Here is a 16,322-nt window from a genome sequence, read left to right as displayed (position 1 = left end):
AGTGGTCGCGGAAATCCAGCGCGCCGCCGCGGTGGGCGAGCCAGCGCATGATGACCTGGTTGCGCCCGATCACCTGCTGGCGGTAGATGCCCAGGTTCTGGCGCGCCTTGTGCGGGCCGCGCGTGATGGTCAGGCCCCAGGTGATGAGCGGCGCCACGTCGCCCGGCCAGCAGTGCTGCACGGGCAGGCGGGCCAGATCCACATCGGCGCCTTCCCATACCTCCTGCTGGCAGGGCGCGCCGCGGCCCACGGTGTGCGGGGCCATGTTCCACAGGGTCTTGAGCAGCTGGCCCATGCCCAGCATGTCCTTGAAGCCCTTGGGCGCCTCGGGCTCCTTGAGCGTGGCCAGCAGTTGGCCGAAGGCGCGCACGCCGCGCAGGTCGGCCACACCCATGGCGCGGGCCACGCGTTCGGGTGTGCCGAAAAGGTTGGTGAGCACGGGCATGGTGTGGCCCGTGGGCTGCTCGAACAGCAGCGCGGGGCCTGCGGCGCGCAGCACACGGTCGCTCAGCGCCGTCATCTCCAGATGGGGCGATACGCTCTCGCGCACGCGGCGCAGTTGGCTCGCGGCCTCCAGCTGGGCCATGAAATCACGCAGGTCGCGGTAGGACATGGGCAGTCTCGCGTGGGTGGATAGAAGAGAAAGAGGGCTCTTGCGCTGACAGGGTGGTCGCAAGCAGCTTCGTTATTGATAGCAAAACGCCACCCTGGCACGGCGGCGGCAAAAGGGCGTCACTCCGGCAATGCAAGCCCGTCCCAGCGGGGCGCCAACTCATGGGGCACGTCGATGAGATCCAGCGCGCGCGCCACGCTGTAGTCCACGACTTCGCCCACGCTCTGCGGGCGCAGGTAGAAGGCCGGCATCGGCGGGCAGATGATGCCGCCCATCTCGGTGACGGCCACCATGTTGCGCAAATGCGTGAGGTGCAGCGGCGACTCGCGCACCATCAGCACCAGGCGGCGGCGTTCCTTGAGCGCCACGTCGGCCGCGCGGGTCAGCAGGTTGTCGGCCAGACCGTGCGCAATGGCGGCCAGCGTGCGCATGGAGCACGGCGCGACCACCATGGCATGGCACTGGAACGAACCGCTGGCAATGACCGCGCCCACGTTGCGCACATCGTGCACCTGGTGGGCCAGGGCTTCGACCGCCAGGCGGTCCATGTCGAGCTCGTGTTGCAGGTTGCGCCAGCCGGCGTCCGAGACGACGAGGTGGGTTTCCACCCCGGGGCACTCTTGCAGCACCTGCAGCAGGCGTGCGCCGTACACCGCGCCGCTGGCACCCGAGATGGCCACGATGACGCGGCGCTGGCGGTCCGCTTCAGCCATGGGCGGCCTCGCAGGCACCCGCCGCGCGCAGGGGCTGCGCCTGCTGGTCGGCCTCGACATGCTCCAGCACCAGCGCGGCCTGCGCGGGGTCGAAGTCTTCATGCGTGCGCTTTTTCACGCCGTATTGCTGCAGCTGATAGTGGCGGTCGGCAGTGATGCCATGGCGCGCCAGCGTGCTCTTGACGCAGACCAGCGGGCAACCATCGAGCGCAATGATGGGCCGGCCCGAGCGCACGATCTTCATGAGGTGCGGCACATCGCCGCCCACGCCCGCGATGCACGACATCTCGGCCACGCCACGCCGGTCCAGCTGCAACGCGACGTGGTTGGCCAGCTGCGCCGCGCTGGAACAGCCCGAACACGAGTAGACCAGCGGGTGGTCGTGGCGGTGGCCCGCCGTCATGGCTGGCCGCCCACACCGTGGCCTGGAAAGCGGCGCTGCGCGAGGCGGGCAAACACCTGGCGCGGCGTCCATTGGCGCGGGTCGAGCACAGGCAACTCGATGGCATCGAGTGCGTTTTTCACCACCAGGCCCAGTTCGGTATCGCCCTCCATCGACAGGCGGCGGCTGAAGAACAGGGTGTCCGGGTCTTCCTGGCGCTGGGCCAGCAGCAGGAAATCATGGGCGGTGGCGCTCAGCGTGAGGTCGGCGGTGGCGGGCGCCACCAGCGGGGCATGGGGCGCGAACCGCTGGCCAGTCCAGCCAAAGTCGAAGACCAGGCGCGCATCGCGCACCTGTACGCGCATCTTCTTGTGCAGCAGCAACTGGCCCACATCGGCGGGCAGATGCCGGGCGAGCGCCAGGTTGAGCGCCGTCACCAGCAACAGCGAGCCCGGGTAGGCAGGCAGGCGCGACAACAGGGCCCCCACGGGGGGCGGAACAACCAGCAGATCGGAAGGAGAAGCAACCATGGTGCAAAGGCCTCAGAAAACAAGAAGAAATCCGGCGCACCCGTGCAGTCTGCACCCAAGCAGCGCGGCAGGGAAGAGGGCCACGCTGCGGCGAGGGTGGCAGGCAAGGGCAGCGGCGAAAGAATGCACAGGGATGCAGGATGTGGACATGGCGGGCAAAGGCGTCTCAGGCCACGTACAGCAACACGGCCAGGAAGTGGCAGACGCTGCCCCCCAGCACGAACAGGTGCCACAGACCATGGCCGTGGCGCACGCGGTGGTCGGCCGCATAGAAAACGATGCCCAGCGTGTAGCAGGCTCCGCCGGCCAGCAACCAGGCAAAGCCCGCGGGTGAGAGCGCCTGCCAGAGAGGAACCACCGCCACCAGCGCCAGCCAGCCCATCAGCACGTACAAAGCCAGCGACACCCGACGGGCACCACGCGCCCAGCAGACCTCCTGCACGATACCCAGCAGCGCCAGGCCCCACACCACGCCCAGCAGCGACCAGCCCCAGGGCCCCCGCAGGGACACCAGCGCAAACGGCGTGTAGCTGCCAGCGATCAGCAGGTAGATGCTGCAATGGTCGAGCTTGCGCAGCCAGGCCTTGGCCCGCCCCCGCACGCTGTGGTAAGCCGTGGAGGCCGCGTACAGGGCCACCAGCATGCCGCCATAGATGCTGAAAGCCACGATCTTCCAGGGATCGCCAACGCGTGCGGCCAGGGCCACGAGCACGGCCGTACCCGCCACGGCCAGGGCCGCCCCAACCAGGTGACTGATGCTGTTGAAGCGCTCTCCGGGGTACATGGGATCCGGCGGAAATCAGGGCCCCGGGGCGGGGCCACCGGCGCGCCCCTGCTCCAGGCCGGGCCGGCCAAACCAGTAGCCATTGCAGGGCAGGTCGGGCATGAAGGGCTGCATGCGCTCGACATAGTCGGTGCCCCCCGCTTGCGCCGGTCCGCGGGCTTCATCGAACAGCGCAATAATCTGCGCCATGTGCTGCGACTGCGGGCTCAGCCGCACCAGGTCCACACCCATGGCGCCCATCGCGGCCAGTTCGTTGGCCAGGTTGTAGACGCGGGCCGATTGGGTCTGCGTGCCGTTGAGCACCAGGAAGCCTTCGCTCTCGCGGGTGCGCAGCGGCAGGCCGTCGGCGTGGTCCATGCAGCTGAAGCGGCAGTCGTCCTTGGGCAGGTTGCGGTGGCGAGCGGTGAAGCAGCGTGCCGAATAGGCCAGCGGCATGCGCCCGTAGGCGAACACTTCCGTTTCGAGCCCGGTGGGGCGGTTCACCAGCATGGCGGCCAGGGCATCCTGCGCCATCTCGAGCGGCATCACCCAGCGGCTGGCGCCCAGCTGGGCCATCCATTGCAGCGAGGGCGCGTTGTACAGGTTGAGGTGCGGCCCCGCCACGAACGGGTGTTTGCCCGACAGACAGCGTACCGCACCCATGTCGTTGGCTTCAACGGTGAACTCGGCGTTGTCGGCGATCTTGTGCAGCACGCTCACGTCCGAGCCCGACTCGATCAGTACCTGCGTGGACAGCACGGCCTGCTTGCCGGCGTCCTGCAGCATGCGGGCAATGTCCAGCCAGTCGGCCAGGCGCAATTCGTGGCGGCGCGAGCACACGGTCTCGCCCAGGTAGACCACGTCGAGCGGCGTGGCGGCCATGGCTTCGTAAAAAGCGAAGATGGTTTCGCGCGGCCAGTAGTACAGCAACGGACCCAGGGATAGTTTCATGGTGCGGTCTCCGGGGTGCGTCATTTCCAGGGGCGGTGGTAGGCGCCCAGCGTGTGCTGCTGGCCTTCGGCCACCTGGTCGAGGCTGGCCATCCAGGTGGTCTTGGGGGCGTAGCGGTGGGGGTTGGCCAGGCAATGGTCCATGGCTTCGCGCCAGACCTTGGTGACCTGCGCCACATAGGCGGGGCTGCGCTGGCGGCCTTCGATCTTGATGGCGCGCACGCCCATCTTCAGCAGCTGGGGCAGCAGCTCCAGCGTGTTGAGGCTGGTGGGCTCTTCGATGGCGTAGTAGTTCTCGTCGTCGCCCACGTCGAAGCGGCCCTTGCACAGCGTGGGGTAGCCGGCGTTCTCGCCGGGTGCATAGCGGTCGATCAGCACGCCGTTCAGACGCGACTCGCGGCCCTGCGGCGTCTCCTGCCAGCGCACGGCTTTCGGCGGCGAACACACGCCGTGCGTGTTGGGGGATTCACCCGTGACGTAGGAGGACAGCGCGCAGCGCCCCTCGACCATCACGCACAGGCTGCCAAAGCCGAACACCTCGATCTCCACCGGCGTGCGGTCGATGACCTGGCGCACCTGTTCCATCGACAGCACCCGCGGCAGCACCGCCCGCACGATGCCGAACTGCTCACGGTAGAAGTTGATGGCCTCGTAGTTGGTGGCCGAGCCCTGCACCGACAGGTGCAGGCGCAGCTTCGGGTGGTGCTGCACGGCATATTGCATGAGCCCCGGGTCGGCCAGGATGACGGCATCCACGCCCAGGTCCACCGCCTTGTCCATGGCACCGCGCCAGGGCCCGGGGTTGGACGCCTGCGGATAGGTGTTCAGCGCCATGAACACCTTGCAGCCGCGCTCGTGCGCATAGCGGATGCCGTTGGCGATGGCCGCCTCGTCGAAATTCAGTCCGGCAAAGTTGCGCGCATTGGTGGCGTCGCGCAGGCCCAGGTAGACGCAATTGGCACCGTTGTCCACCGCCGCCTTCAGGGCGGGCAGGCTGCCAGCGGGGCAGACCAGTTCAAGGGCAGGCGTCCCCGAGGGGGCCGCAGTAGGGTTGAGGGGTTCCATCACAAGCGATCAAAGGCCGGCTGCGGGCGCAGAGCCAAGGCACTGGCGGCACCTTAGCGATCACGCACCAGAAAGGGGCTGATCTTCATCAACAGCAGTGCACAATGCCAGACGAATGCAGTCGGGCTTTGATGCAGACCATACCCGCGGGTAGCGCCACCGGGCGGCCCTGCCGGCCGATCCATCCCCCTGTTCCCCCTCCTTTTTCAACGCTCTACCGCCGTGAACCGAAACCTCTGGCTGCTGGCCCTGTGCCAGGGACTTTTCCTGACCAACAACGTGGTCTTCATCGCCATCAACGGCCTCGTGGGCCTGCAGCTGGCGCCGTTTGGCTGGATGGCCACGCTGCCCGTGATGGGCTATGTGGTGGGTGGCGCTCTGTCCACCCCGCTGGTGGCGCGCAGCCAGGCCCGCTGGGGGCGGCAGGTGTCGTTCCAAATCGGGCTGGCGGTGGCGGTGCTGTCGGCGGCGCTGTGCGCGCTGGCCGCGTTCACGGCCAACTTCTGGCTGCTGTGCACCGCCACCCTGGTGGCGGGCTACTACAGCGCCAACGGACAGCTCTACCGCTTTGCCGCAGCCGAGCTGGCGGCCCCGTCTTACCGCGAGAAGGCCGTCTCGCTGGTGCTGGCCGGCGGCCTGCTGGGCGCCATCGCCGGCCCCAACCTCGCCAGCGCCACGCGCACGCTGTTTCCAGTGGCGTTTGCAGGTGCCTACGTGGCGCTGATGGCGGTCGCGCTGCTGGCCATGGCCTGCATGGCCGCCATCCGGTTCGAGCCGCCGCCATCGCGGCCCGCCGCCGGACAGCGTGCGCACGGACGCCCGCTGGTCGCGCTGATGGGCGAGCCCGCCTTTGCCGTGGCAGTGCTGGGTGCCGCCCTGGGCTATGGCGTGATGAACCTGCTGATGGCCGCCACCCCGCTGGCCATGCAGGTCTGCGGTTTTGCCTTTGATGACGCGGCGCAGGTGCTGCAGTGGCACGTGGTCGGCATGTTTGCTCCCGGCTTTTTCACGGGCCACCTCATCAAGCGTCTTGGCGTACTGCCGGTCATGGGCGCAGGGGTGGTGCTGAACCTGGGATGCGTGGTGATTGCACTCATGGGGGTGGACCTGCAGCACTTCGGAGTGGCCCTGTTCTTGCTGGGCGTGGGCTGGAACTTCCTGTTCACCGGCAGCACGGCGCTGGCGCTGACGGCCTACCGCCCCGAAGAAAAGGACCGCGCCCAGGCCGCCCTCAACTTCTGCGTGTTTGCCACATTGGCCGTGAGTTCGTTGTCCTCTGGCGTGCTGGTCACCACCCAGGGGTGGACGCTGCTCAACTATGGCTCGCTGGCCCCCATTGCGATCACTGGCGCGGCCCTGCTGTGGCTGGCGTTGCGCCAGCGCCAAGCGCGGGCAGCGTGAGCCCCCCCAAGGGACGACGCCCACTGCCGCCCCTCAAGCCCTAATGGCGATGCAGGCATGATGGGGCCTACACCCGCCCCCGGGCAGGCGGAGGCCATTCACACCCCCAGTACCGTCTTGGCGATCAGCCCGAGTTGAATCTCGGCGGCGCCGCCGAAGATCGTGAAGGCCCGGCTGTTGAAATACTCAGGCACCAGCGTCTGGGCCTGCCTGGACGGCGCACCGCCGCGTTCGGAAGCACTGCGCCACCGCCGACTGTCCGCACTCAGCGCATCAACACCCAGTTCACCGATCGCTTGCTTGAGGCGGCTTGCCCGCAGCTTGAGGATGGAAGCAACAGGGCCCGGATTGCCGCCCGGCGGCAAAGCAGCCATGGTGCGCATCTCCAGCCATTCGAAGGTGTCGAGGTCGGCATTCACCTCGCCCAATTTGCGGTGGATGTTGCCCAGGTCTTCGCGATCTGCCGGAATACCGTGCAGCGCTTCGGCCACCCTCTTGAGCTGGCCGCGCAGGCGGGGGCTGAAAATGCCCGCGCCCCGCTCGAATTCCAGCAGGTACTTGGCGCATTCCCATCCTGCGTTCTCCTCGCCCACCCGGTTCCGGATGGGAACCCTGACATTGTCGAAGTGGACTTCGTTGACATCGTGGTCACCTCCGATCGTATGGATGGGACGCACCGTGATGCCGGGGCTGTGCATGTCGATCAGCAGGAACGAGATGCCCTGCTGACGCTTGCCCTCATGGCTGGTGCGGACCAGGGCGAACATGCGGTTGGCATGGTGCGCATGGGTGGTCCACACCTTGGTGCCATTGAGCACGTAATCATCACCGTCGCGATCAGCCCGCAACTTGAGCGAGGCCAGGTCGGAACCCGCATCGGGTTCCGAAAAGCCCTGGCACCAATAGTCCTCACTCGACAGAATCTTGGGAAGATATTCGCGCTTTTGCGCTTCGGTGCCGAACTTCAGCAGCACCGGTCCCACCAGGCGCACGCCCATGGGGTGCACCAGGGGCGCTCCGGCCAATGCGCACTCGGTTTCAAAAATGAAGCGCTGCAAGGCAGTCCAGCCAGTCCCACCCCACTCCGCGGGCCACAGCGGAACAAGCCATCCTTTGGCATTCAAGGCTTGCTGCCAGGGCCGCGACACCTCTGGCTCGGGGTACATGGAGGTGGTGAGGCTTTGGCCTTGCCGCATCGCCTCCGTCAGGTGGGCGGCGATGAAATCCCTCACATCCTGGCGAAATGCCCGGTCTTCGGGGCTGAGTTCAAGGTGCATCAAAAGCTCCCAATGTCTGGCTGTGGGCATAGCCGCCCGTGCGCGCAAGCTGGACACCCAGCCATTGGGCGTGGCTGTCGGCATGGCCGCTTTCGTGGGCAAACGCCGTCAACAGGCGGAACGTGCTGGCGATAGGCAGCTCTTCGCAAACGCCCATGGCTCCGTGCAGCTGCACACACTCCTGGGCCACGAAGCGGGACGCCCGGCCGACCTTGCTTTTCACGCCGGCGGCCAGCTGTCGGGCCTGCATGTCGCTGTGCTTCTCCAGCCGCATGGTGGCGAATTCACAGGCCGCCTGCGCTTCGGCGCACTGAACGGCCATCTCGGCCAAGCGGTGCTGCACCACCTGGAAGCTGGCAATCGCCTGCCCGAACTGCTTGCGCTGCTGGGTATAGAGCTGTGTCTGCTCCAGCGCCGCCTGCATGGCGCCTGTGGCTTCCCAGCATGCAGCGATGATGCCCTCCGCCAGCACCCGCTCGAGGGCGGCGCTGCAGTCCGCACCATCCAGCAGGGCGTCGTGGCCGACCTCCACCTGTTCCAGGCAGATATCGGCCGCCTGCCGGCCATCGCTGGTGCCATAGGCATCGATGTGCACGCCTGCCTGTTCGGGATCGACCAGGAACACCTGGGTCCCGCCCTCGCCGTCCGTGGCGGTGACCAGCCATCGCGCCGCGCCCACGGCTCCCACCACCGCCTTCTTGGCCCCGTCCAGCACCCACCCGGTGGTGCGTGCCTGGGCCGTGCAGTGGCGGCGGCCCCACGGCAGGGCATCTCCCTGTTCGTGGTGGAGCAGTGCCAACCGCTGCTGGCCCGCCACCACGGCAGGCAACCACTGTTGCCGCTGTGCCGGGCTCCCTGCGAGATCCAGCAGCCGCGCGGCCAACACCGCGCTGCTGTGGAATGGCTCCACGACAAGGTGGCGGCCCAGGGCCTGCATCAGCAGCCCCTTCTCCATCAGGCCCCCTTCAATGCCATCCACGTCTTCCGACAGCGCCAGGCCCAGCCACCCCATCTCGGCAAAGGCAGCCCATACTCCGGCCGCACCACCATCGCGGTGCACGCTGGCTTCGCGCTGGCGAAAATCGTAGTGATGGCCCAGCCAGTCCAGAGCGCTCGACTGAATCAGCCGCTGCTCATCCGTCAGTGTGAACAACATGCTGTGTCAGTCCGCCTTGATGCCCGCGCCGCGGATCACCTTGCTCCACTGATCCACGTCCCGGCGGATGAAGCTGGCGAATTCCGCGGGCGAGTTGCCGATGATGTCGAGGCCCCAGCCCTTGAAGCGCTCGCGCACTTCAGGCTCCTGCAGGATCTTGTGAACTTCTTTGTAGATGCGGTCCACTGCGGGAGCAGGGGTGCCTGCCGGAGCCACCAGGCCCAGCCATGGCATGGCCTCGTAGCCCGGAAGGCCCGACTCCGCCACGGTGGGCAGCTCGGGAATCGATGGCGAGCGGCTGGCGGTGGTGACGGCCAGCGCGCGCAGCTTGTTGGCCCGTATGAACGGCCCGGAGGACCCCAGCGCATCAAACATCACGTTCACCTGCCCGCCGACCAGCTCGGTCAGCGCAGGGCCGCTGCCACGGTAGGGGATGTGGACCATGTAGACATTGGCCATGCTCTTGAAGAGTTCCCCCTCCAGATGGGTGGAGGTGCCGGTTCCCGTCGAGCTGTAGTTGAGCTTTCCGAGGTGGGCCTTGGCATAGTCCACAAGTTCCTTCACGCTTTTGACCGGCAGCGATGGGTTCACCACCAGCACATGCACCACCGAAGCCACCTGCGTCACCGGGGTGAAGCTCTTGATGGGGTCGTAGCTGACTTTTTCATAGATGAGCGGAGCGGTTCCGAGGGAGGACGCCGCCAACAGCAGGGTGTAGCCGTCGGCAGGCGCCTTGGCCACCAGATCAGAGGCCAGCACGGTGCCCGCACCCGGCTTGTTGTCAACGATCACGGGCTGCCCAAGGCGAGGGGCGAGCTTGTCGGCCAGCGCACGCGCAAGCAGATCGGTCACGCCGCCGGGCGGGAACGGCAGCACCATGCGGATGGGCTTGCTGGGGAAGCTGTCCTGCGCCACGGCAGTGCCCGTGCTGACCAATGCCGCCGCAGTCACCAGCCCGACAGCCAGTTGCTTGAATGCCAATTTCATGGTTTGTCTCCTTGGGTTTCTTGGGGGGTGAAGAGGACCAGGGCATCCAGGCCCCAAGCCCCGTGGCCTTGCGCTCGCACCTGGATGGGATTGATCTCGATGTCGGTCACGTGGGGGCCCAGCGCCTGCTGCGCGTCCGACAGGGCGGCGATCGTCTGGCAGCACGCATCCACATCGGCAATGGGGCGGCCCCGAAATCCGTCGAGCAGCGGCCATGCGGTCAGCTCATGGAGCATGTCCCGCACCATGCCCTCATCGACCGGAAGCAGGCGGTGGCTGGCGTCCTGGTAAATCTCCGTCAACACGCCACCCAGGCCCACCGTGAGTGCGGGGCCGAACACGGGGTCGTGGGTGACGCCGGCGATCAGCTCGGCTACGCCGCCGGTGGCCATGGGCTGCACCAGAAAGCCGTCAATACGGGCCTGGGGCGCCTGACGCGCAACCGACTCCAGCATGGCGTCACACGCCTGCCGCAATTGCGCTTCGTCCGCCAGATGCAGGCGAACACCGCCGACTTCCGTCTTGTGCAGAATGTCCGCGCTCAGGATCTTGAGAACCACCGGGTAGCCGATCTGCGCCGCTGCCGCAACAGCCTCCGCAGCGTTGCCTGCCGACATGCCGGGCAAGAAGGTGACCCCGTAAGGCGCCAGCAACTGCTTGGTCTGGTGCTCGTTGAGCCGCGGAGCCACGCAAGCAGCAGTGGTGGCCGCGGCACCCGGAACCGGGGAACCTCCGCCAGCGCGCAGCCGTGCCCAATGCGCCACCTGCTCGTGCCGGGCCATCCACTGGCAAAAGGGCGCCAGCGCTTGCGTGGCACGTCCGATATCGTCAAACACGGGAATGCCCGCGCCGGAAAGGCGCTCGCGGCATTGGGCTGCGCCGGTGTCGATGGCGACAAACAGCTTGGAATAGCGCCCCGCCATCTCCACCAGCGGCTCTGCCATGCGGTCCAGCAGGTAGCCGGGGGCATAGACGATGACAGTGTCCACCTGGTCCGTCTCGCCCAGCGCCTGGAAGATCGTGCGCACGAATTCGGGCGAGTTCACGACGTTGCCGGTCACGTCCACCGGGTTGGACACCATTCCGTAGTCGGGGATGCCGTCGCGCAGGGTGCGTTGCAGATCGTCGGAGAGGGTAGGCACCTGCAGTCCAGCGCCGATCATCTTGTCCGCCAGGATGGCGCCAAGCGCGCCCGACATCGTGACAATCGCCACCCGCGATCCGCCCGCGCGATGGCGGTAGCCGCTCAGGTAGGCCAGGTCGGCCATCTGTGCAAAGTCGTTGCCGCGAATGACGTTGAGCTGGGCAAAGCCCGCCTTGTACAGCGCCAGATCACCCGCGAGCGCCGATGTGTGCGAGCGCACGGCCTCGGAGCCCTTGTCTGTCTCGCCGGCCTTGTAGATGATGAGCGGCTTCTTCTGGGCGGCCAGTGCCAGCGCGGCATGGATGAAGCGCGGGCCGTTGCGCAACTGCTCCACATAGCCAATGACACACTCGGTCGCATCGTCCTGCGCCATGTATTCCAGGTATTCGGAAAACTCGACCACCGCTTCGTTGCCGGTGTTGATGAAATGGCTCACCGGAATGCCCAGCTTGCGGATCAGCGCAAACACCGCAGAGCACACATTGCCACTTTGCGTGATGATGCTGGCCCTGCCGCACTGCGTTTGCACGGGCACGTTCTTGAAGACGGCAGCGAACGCCGTGTACGCGTGGGTGTTGATGTTGGCAAAGCCCATGCAGTTGGGCCCGGCAATGACCATCCCGGTGCGCTGCGCAAACTGCTCCAGCCGGGCTTGCAGTTCGACCCCGGCGCTGCCGGCTTCGGCAAAACCTGCCGCATAGACAATGGCCGCACGGATGCCCCTGGCGTGGCAGCGCTCCAGCATGCTGGTCACGTCTTCGGCAGCAATGGCCAGCACGGCCAGATCGGGGGCTTGGGGCAAGGCTTCCACATCCGGGTAGCACCGGTAACCAAACACTTCCTCGTATTTGGGGTTGATGGGATAAACATCCCCGGCGTAGCGGAAGTGCCGCAGCAGATCGAGCGGCATCCCACCGATGCGGCCGGAGTTGTTGCTGGCGCCGATCATGGCGATGGAGCGGGGCTGAAGCAGCGGATTAAGGCGATGGCTCACGAACGGGCTCCCTTGAGGATGGCGGTGGCAAGGCCGGCCTCCTTGGTCTTGCGGTATTCCTCGCTGACATGGCTGAGCTGGTGCAGGTCAAAGTGCGCCGACAGTGCCTGGCGCATACCCTGCACGTCGATGGAGCGATTCAGTGACTTCTTCACCATCTGCAGCGCAAACGGCGGCGCGGCAGCCACCCGCTGCGCGAGCGCCAGCGTTTCCTCATCCAGGTGATCGGTCGGCACCACGCGGTTGACCATGCCCATGGCCTTGGCTTCGTCCGCCGAAATCTTGCCGCCAGTGAACAGCAGTTCCTTGGCCTGCCGCAGCCCCATCACCCAAGGGTGGATGAGCACTTCCGTGGCCGCTGCCCCCATGGTGTGGGTGACAGGGTCGGAAAATACGGCGTCCTCTGCGGCGACCATCAGGTCACACATGTTGGCCAGCATGAACCCGGCTGCCACGCAGGCGCCCTGCACCTGCACGATGGTCGGCTTGGGGAAATCCCAGATGCGCATGCAATAGCTGAAATAGCGCGTTTGCTCATAGGCCCAGCGCTCCTCCACCGTGAATTCGGCCCGCTCGGCCTGCGCCTGCTTGAGGTCGTGCCCCGCCGAGAAATGCGGCCCCTTGGCACCCAGCACGACAACGCGTGTTTCGGCATCCGCCTGTGCAGCACTGAAGGCCCGGTCCAGTTCATCCAGCATTTGCTGGCTTTGGGCATTGCGGGCATTGGGGCGGTTGAGCCAGATGCGGCGGACGGCGCCGATCTGCTCGATGAGCAGCAGGGAGTCATTCATGGTGCAGTTCGTTCGAAAGGAATGACTGCATGGTCGATCGACTATGCTCACATCACAAACATTTTTGTTTTGTTATCCCACATCATGAGCAAACCTGCGGAAACCCCGGGGGCCCAGAACATGCGGCGGGCGCTGCAGGTGCTGCGCGCGCTGGGGCAGCACCACGAGAAGGGCGCTTCGGTCAGCGAGGTGGTCCAGGCGACGCAGCTGGAGCGCTCCACCGTGCACCGGCTGCTCACCTGCCTGGTCGAGGAGCATTTCGCCGACCGCAACCCCTTGACGCGCCGCTACAGCCTCGGGCTGGAAGTCATGCGTCTGGGCTTCGCATCGCTGAGCCGCGCGCCGCTGGTGGCGACCTTTGGAGGGGTGATGAGGCGACTGGCCCGCATCTCCGAAGACACGGTGTTCCTGCTCGTGCGGCAAGGGGACTACACGGTGTGCCTGCAGCGCGAGGATGGTGCCTTTCCCGTGAAGATCTTCAGCACCCGCGTGGGGGATATTCGCCCCCTCGGCATTGGCGTGGGCGGCATGGCCCTGCTGGCCGCCGCGACGGACGACGACATCGAGCGGATTCGGACCCAGCACGCGCAGGCCTTCAACGCCGCCGGGCTTCACGCCGAACGGTTCCAGAAGGTGCTGGCCCGGACCCGGCGCCTGGGCTACGCAGAAATGGTGGACACCGTGACGGAGGGCGTGGCCGGCGTGGGCGCCGTCATTCCCGACGCGGCGGGCACCTCGTTCGCCGCCATATCGATCGCGGCCATCAAGCCGCGCATGACGCCCGCCCGCAGAGCGGAACTGGGGCAGTTGCTGGTGCAGACGCTGCGCGAAGAGGCACTGCACGGATCTTAGGCCGGCACCGATGCGGGCCCTTGCAGGGCGATCGCCGCACGGACCAATTTGCTATCAAAAATGAAGCTGGTGGCGCACTAAGGGCAAGCGCCATCGGCCCTTTTAATCAAAATTCAGCCCCTTGCTGCGGCCGGTCATTGCCTGTCCGGGCAGTGCCGCAGCAGCCACTGGCGCAGCAGCGCAAACACCGGCTCGGCCCGTTCGGCGCTTTCGTTGAAGAGCTCGTGAAACAGGGGCTCAAAGCACTGCGACTGCACCACGCCCCGGGGCGCCGCAACGGCAAATGCCCGGCTGCCAGCCGGGTTGACCAACTTGTCGGCCCCCGCCCACATGAGCAGGGTGGGCACGCTCCAGTGCGCGGCACGCGCCACGGTGGCCGGGCCCGCATCGGCAATGAACCGGGCCAGGCGGCCGCTGATGCGGTCGTGGCACAGTGGATCGGCCAAGTAGGCCGCCACGACGGCAGGATCGTGCGAGAGGTACTGCGCATCGAGCCCATTGCCCACGCGCAGGTCGGGCACGACGCGCGGCAGCGTGGCCAGCAGCAGCTTCTGCACCGCATTGAGCCCGGGATCGAGCGCCGGCGACGACAGCACCAGCGCCTCGACGGGCCGCAGGTGCAGCGACACGAACCGCGCGGCCACCAGCCCGCCCATGCTGTGGCCCAGCAGCACCAGGGGCTGGCCCGGCACCATGCGGGCGCGGGTGGCGTCCACCATGTCTGCCAAGTCGTCCAGCAGGCGCATGTCGCTGGTGAGCCCACCGCGGGGCCCGCCCGACTCGCCATGGCCAAACTGGTCGTAGCCCCGCACGGCAAAGCCCCAGGCATTCAGGCGGCGCGCCAGAGCGTCGTAGCGCCCCACGTGTTCGCCCAGACCATGCACCAACAGCACCGTGCCCCGCGCCGCGGTGCCCGCCAGGGGCCAGTCCTGGACCGCCAGGTTTTCACCATCCCCTGCAGTGAAGGTCGTCAGGGTGCTCAAAGTGGAGGCGAGGGAGTCGGACATGGCGGCTCAAGGTGGAAATCAGCGGGTGCTGTGGTGAAGAACGGCGCCGGGGCAGGCAGCGACACCGCAGCGCGCACGAAGCTTTCAGGCTCTCAGGCGCCTATGCCGGCGCCCTAAGGCTCAGGCGCCTGCGGACGGTGCGCCCGCCTGCGCCATGGCACCGATGACATGGGCCACCGACGCGGTGAGGCGCTTGGCATAGGGCACGTGCAGGAACTCGTTGGGGCCATGGGCGTTGCTCTTGGGGCCCAGCACGCCGCACACCATCATCTGGGCCTTCGGAAAACCCTCGCTCAGCATGTTCATCAGCGGGATGGTGCCGCCCTGGCCGATATAGCCACAGGGTGCACCGAAATGCGCCTGCGAGGCCGCGTTCAAGGCCTGCTCGAACCACGGCGTAGTGGCCGGTGCGTTCCAGCCCGTGGCGCTGCTGCCGCTTTCGAACGTGACGCGTGCCTGGTACGGCGCGTTGTCTTCGAGCAGTGATTTCAGTTCCTGCACGGCCTGGGCGGCGTCCACCAGGGGCGGCAGGCGCAGGCTCAGCTTGAAGGCCGTGTAGGGGCGCAGCACATTGCCGGCGTCTTGCAGCGCAGGAAAGCCTTCGGCGCCGGTGACGCTCAGCGTGGGCGTCCAGGTGCGGTTGAGCAGGGCCTGCAGCGGATCGGTGGTGGTGGGCAGCGCGAACTGGGTGGAGCCGCCGCAGTCGTAATGCGCCCACGGAAAGCGTTTATAGACCTCTTCGCCCAGGATGGTCGCCGTGGCCTGGGCCTGGGCCAGCCGATCGGCGGGCACCTCGCAGTGGAAGCTGGCAGGCAGCAGGCGGCCGGTTGCGCTGTCTTCCAACCGGTCGAGCACCTGCCGCATGATGCGGAAGGACGAGGGCACCAGGCCCGACGCGTCGCCCGAGTGGATGCCTTCGGTGAGGATTTCGACCTTGAGCGTGCCGCTGGCCATGCCGCGCAGGCTGGTGGTGAGCCACAGCTGGTCGTAGTTGCCGGCGCCGCTGTCCAGGCAGATCACCAGCCCCACATCGCCCAGGCGGGGGCGCAGGGCGTCGATGTAGGGCAACAGGTCGCGCGAGCCGCTTTCCTCGCAGGTTTCGATGAGGCCCACGATGCGGGGGTGCGGCACGTTCTGGCGCTTGAGCTCCTGCACCGCGGCGATGCTGGCGTAGACCGCATAGCCGTCGTCCGCACCGCCGCGCCCGTAGAGCTTGCCGTCCTCGTACTTGGGCGTCCAGGGCCCCAGGTCGCTGCGCCAGCCAGAGAACTCGGGTTGCTTGTCGAGGTGGCCGTACATCAGCACCGTCTGCGCGGCGGCGGTCTGCGTGGCCTCGATCTCGAAGAATAGCACCGGGGTGCGACCGGGAAGGCGCACCACCTCCAGCCGCAGGCCGGCCACCTTCTGCGCCTCGACCCAGGCGGCGGCATTGCGCACTACGGTGTCGATGAAGCCCTGCTGCGCCCAGTCGGGCGCGAACATGGGCGATTTGGCCGGGATGGCGATGTAGTCGGTGAGTTGGCGCAGGATGTCGCTGTCCCACGCCTGGCTGATCCGTTCCAGCGCCAAGGCAGGTTCAAGGACGTGGGAGGGGACTCGGGCGTTCATGGGCGGGCTCCTGCGGCAGTTCGAAACTCGCATTCGACCACAACGCGCCCGCGGGCGCCACGGCTTTAGCGGCCGGCCGGCATGGGCGC

General features: G+C 67.0%; 16 protein-coding genes. 2 read left to right on the top strand and 14 right to left on the bottom strand.

Features of this window, described 5'->3' with window-relative positions:
• The 7 genes from ACDELDRAFT_RS11050 to ubiU form a co-directional block, all read right to left on the bottom strand.
• The coding region (locus tag ACDELDRAFT_RS11050; RefSeq protein WP_005796610.1) for a UbiD family decarboxylase domain-containing protein at nucleotides 1-613 on the bottom strand (613 nt) is incomplete at its 3' end.
• Between the two features lie 119 nt (nucleotides 614-732).
• On the bottom strand, nucleotides 733-1,326 hold the full coding sequence (locus ACDELDRAFT_RS11045) for a UbiX family flavin prenyltransferase (RefSeq protein ID WP_005796609.1): 594 nt from the start codon (nucleotides 1,324-1,326) through the stop codon (nucleotides 733-735).
• Complete coding sequence (locus ACDELDRAFT_RS11040) at nucleotides 1,319-1,729, bottom strand: putative zinc-binding protein (protein WP_005796607.1); 411 nt, start codon at nucleotides 1,727-1,729, stop codon at nucleotides 1,319-1,321. Before ACDELDRAFT_RS11040 ends, ACDELDRAFT_RS11045 begins: the two co-directional genes overlap by 8 nt.
• The gene (gene ubiT / locus ACDELDRAFT_RS11035; protein WP_005796605.1) at nucleotides 1,726-2,238 is read right to left on the bottom strand and encodes a ubiquinone anaerobic biosynthesis accessory factor UbiT; all 513 of its coding nucleotides are present in this window, start codon (nucleotides 2,236-2,238) and stop codon (nucleotides 1,726-1,728) included. Before ubiT ends, ACDELDRAFT_RS11040 begins: the two co-directional genes overlap by 4 nt.
• Nucleotides 2,239-2,404: 166 nt before the next feature.
• Complete coding sequence (gene trhA / locus ACDELDRAFT_RS11030; RefSeq protein WP_005796603.1) at nucleotides 2,405-3,022, bottom strand: PAQR family membrane homeostasis protein TrhA; 618 nt, start codon at nucleotides 3,020-3,022, stop codon at nucleotides 2,405-2,407.
• A 15-nt stretch (nucleotides 3,023-3,037) separates the two neighbouring features.
• Entirely contained in the window at nucleotides 3,038-3,952 is a 915-nt protein-coding gene (locus ACDELDRAFT_RS11025) for a U32 family peptidase (RefSeq protein ID WP_005796601.1), read from the bottom strand.
• 20 nt (nucleotides 3,953-3,972) lie between these two features.
• The gene (ubiU, locus tag ACDELDRAFT_RS11020) at nucleotides 3,973-5,016 is read right to left on the bottom strand and encodes a ubiquinone anaerobic biosynthesis protein UbiU (RefSeq protein ID WP_005796599.1); all 1,044 of its coding nucleotides are present in this window, start codon (nucleotides 5,014-5,016) and stop codon (nucleotides 3,973-3,975) included.
• Between the two features lie 222 nt (nucleotides 5,017-5,238).
• On the opposite strand from ubiU, the gene ACDELDRAFT_RS11015 reads away from it, so the two are divergent.
• Entirely contained in the window at nucleotides 5,239-6,417 is a 1,179-nt protein-coding gene (locus ACDELDRAFT_RS11015) for an MFS transporter (RefSeq protein ID WP_005796598.1), read from the top strand.
• Nucleotides 6,418-6,515: 98 nt separating this feature from the next.
• On the opposite strand, the gene ACDELDRAFT_RS11010 is transcribed toward ACDELDRAFT_RS11015, so the two are convergent.
• The 5 genes from ACDELDRAFT_RS11010 to ACDELDRAFT_RS10990 are packed head-to-tail and all read right to left on the bottom strand — an operon-like array spanning nucleotide 6,516 to nucleotide 12,766.
• A complete protein-coding gene (locus ACDELDRAFT_RS11010; protein ID WP_005796596.1) occupies nucleotides 6,516-7,694 on the bottom strand; it encodes an acyl-CoA dehydrogenase family protein in 1,179 nt (392 codons plus the stop codon).
• Nucleotides 7,684-8,850 carry an acyl-CoA dehydrogenase family protein gene (locus ACDELDRAFT_RS11005; protein ID WP_005796595.1) on the bottom strand — a complete coding sequence of 389 codons (1,167 nt, stop codon included), beginning with the start codon at nucleotides 8,848-8,850 and terminating at the stop codon, nucleotides 7,684-7,686. The genes ACDELDRAFT_RS11010 and ACDELDRAFT_RS11005 overlap by 11 nt, the downstream gene beginning before the upstream one ends.
• Before the next feature lie 6 nt (nucleotides 8,851-8,856).
• The gene (locus ACDELDRAFT_RS11000) at nucleotides 8,857-9,837 is read right to left on the bottom strand and encodes a Bug family tripartite tricarboxylate transporter substrate binding protein (RefSeq protein ID WP_005796593.1); all 981 of its coding nucleotides are present in this window, start codon (nucleotides 9,835-9,837) and stop codon (nucleotides 8,857-8,859) included.
• Nucleotides 9,834-11,975 carry an acetate--CoA ligase family protein gene (locus tag ACDELDRAFT_RS10995; RefSeq protein WP_005796591.1) on the bottom strand — a complete coding sequence of 714 codons (2,142 nt, stop codon included), beginning with the start codon at nucleotides 11,973-11,975 and terminating at the stop codon, nucleotides 9,834-9,836. Before ACDELDRAFT_RS10995 ends, ACDELDRAFT_RS11000 begins: the two co-directional genes overlap by 4 nt.
• The gene (locus ACDELDRAFT_RS10990; protein WP_005796589.1) at nucleotides 11,972-12,766 is read right to left on the bottom strand and encodes an enoyl-CoA hydratase; all 795 of its coding nucleotides are present in this window, start codon (nucleotides 12,764-12,766) and stop codon (nucleotides 11,972-11,974) included. The genes ACDELDRAFT_RS10995 and ACDELDRAFT_RS10990 overlap by 4 nt, the downstream gene beginning before the upstream one ends.
• Nucleotides 12,767-12,850: 84 nt before the next feature.
• Between ACDELDRAFT_RS10990 and ACDELDRAFT_RS10985 the strand changes: the two genes are divergently transcribed.
• The gene (locus tag ACDELDRAFT_RS10985) at nucleotides 12,851-13,618 is read left to right on the top strand and encodes an IclR family transcriptional regulator (RefSeq protein WP_040328867.1); all 768 of its coding nucleotides are present in this window, start codon (nucleotides 12,851-12,853) and stop codon (nucleotides 13,616-13,618) included.
• A gap of 134 nt (nucleotides 13,619-13,752) precedes the next feature.
• Here ACDELDRAFT_RS10985 and ACDELDRAFT_RS10980 read toward each other — a convergent pair whose 3' ends face one another.
• Both ACDELDRAFT_RS10980 and ACDELDRAFT_RS10975 read right to left on the bottom strand, forming a co-directional pair.
• A complete protein-coding gene (locus ACDELDRAFT_RS10980) occupies nucleotides 13,753-14,625 on the bottom strand; it encodes an alpha/beta hydrolase (protein ID WP_005796585.1) in 873 nt (290 codons plus the stop codon).
• Nucleotides 14,626-14,745: 120 nt separating this feature from the next.
• Nucleotides 14,746-16,233 (bottom strand): M20 family metallopeptidase, encoded by a 1,488-nt coding sequence (locus ACDELDRAFT_RS10975; protein ID WP_005796583.1) that lies wholly within the window; start codon nucleotides 16,231-16,233, stop codon nucleotides 14,746-14,748.
• Between the last annotated feature and the right edge of the window lie 89 nt (nucleotides 16,234-16,322).

The sequence above is a fragment of the Acidovorax delafieldii 2AN genome (genome assembly GCF_000175235.1).
GTDB classification, from domain to species: domain Bacteria; phylum Pseudomonadota; class Gammaproteobacteria; order Burkholderiales; family Burkholderiaceae_C; genus Acidovorax; species Acidovorax delafieldii_B.
Note: the sequence above shows the minus strand (reverse complement) of the source record. Positions and strands in the feature narration are given on the sequence as shown.

Excerpts from the sequence above, each read along its gene's own strand:
- ACDELDRAFT_RS10975 (WP_005796583.1), bottom strand. The coding sequence starts at position 16,233 with ATGAACGCCCGAGTCCCCTCCCACGTCCTTGAACCTGCCTTGGCGCTG.
- ACDELDRAFT_RS10985 (WP_040328867.1), top strand. The coding sequence starts at position 12,851 with ATGAGCAAACCTGCGGAAACCCCGGGGGCCCAGAACATGCGGCGGGCG.
- ACDELDRAFT_RS11045 (WP_005796609.1), bottom strand. The coding sequence starts at position 1,326 with ATGGCTGAAGCGGACCGCCAGCGCCGCGTCATCGTGGCCATCTCGGGT.
- trhA (WP_005796603.1), bottom strand. The coding sequence starts at position 3,022 with ATGTACCCCGGAGAGCGCTTCAACAGCATCAGTCACCTGGTTGGGGCG.
- ACDELDRAFT_RS11000 (WP_005796593.1), bottom strand. The coding sequence starts at position 9,837 with ATGAAATTGGCATTCAAGCAACTGGCTGTCGGGCTGGTGACTGCGGCG.
- ACDELDRAFT_RS11010 (WP_005796596.1), bottom strand. The coding sequence starts at position 7,694 with ATGCACCTTGAACTCAGCCCCGAAGACCGGGCATTTCGCCAGGATGTG.
- ACDELDRAFT_RS11025 (WP_005796601.1), bottom strand. The coding sequence starts at position 3,952 with ATGAAACTATCCCTGGGTCCGTTGCTGTACTACTGGCCGCGCGAAACC.
- ACDELDRAFT_RS10980 (WP_005796585.1), bottom strand. The coding sequence starts at position 14,625 with ATGTCCGACTCCCTCGCCTCCACTTTGAGCACCCTGACGACCTTCACT.
- ACDELDRAFT_RS11005 (WP_005796595.1), bottom strand. The coding sequence starts at position 8,850 with ATGTTGTTCACACTGACGGATGAGCAGCGGCTGATTCAGTCGAGCGCT.
- ACDELDRAFT_RS10990 (WP_005796589.1), bottom strand. The coding sequence starts at position 12,766 with ATGAATGACTCCCTGCTGCTCATCGAGCAGATCGGCGCCGTCCGCCGC.
- ubiU (WP_005796599.1), bottom strand. The coding sequence starts at position 5,016 with ATGGAACCCCTCAACCCTACTGCGGCCCCCTCGGGGACGCCTGCCCTT.
- ubiT (WP_005796605.1), bottom strand. The coding sequence starts at position 2,238 with ATGGTTGCTTCTCCTTCCGATCTGCTGGTTGTTCCGCCCCCCGTGGGG.
- ACDELDRAFT_RS11040 (WP_005796607.1), bottom strand. The coding sequence starts at position 1,729 with ATGACGGCGGGCCACCGCCACGACCACCCGCTGGTCTACTCGTGTTCG.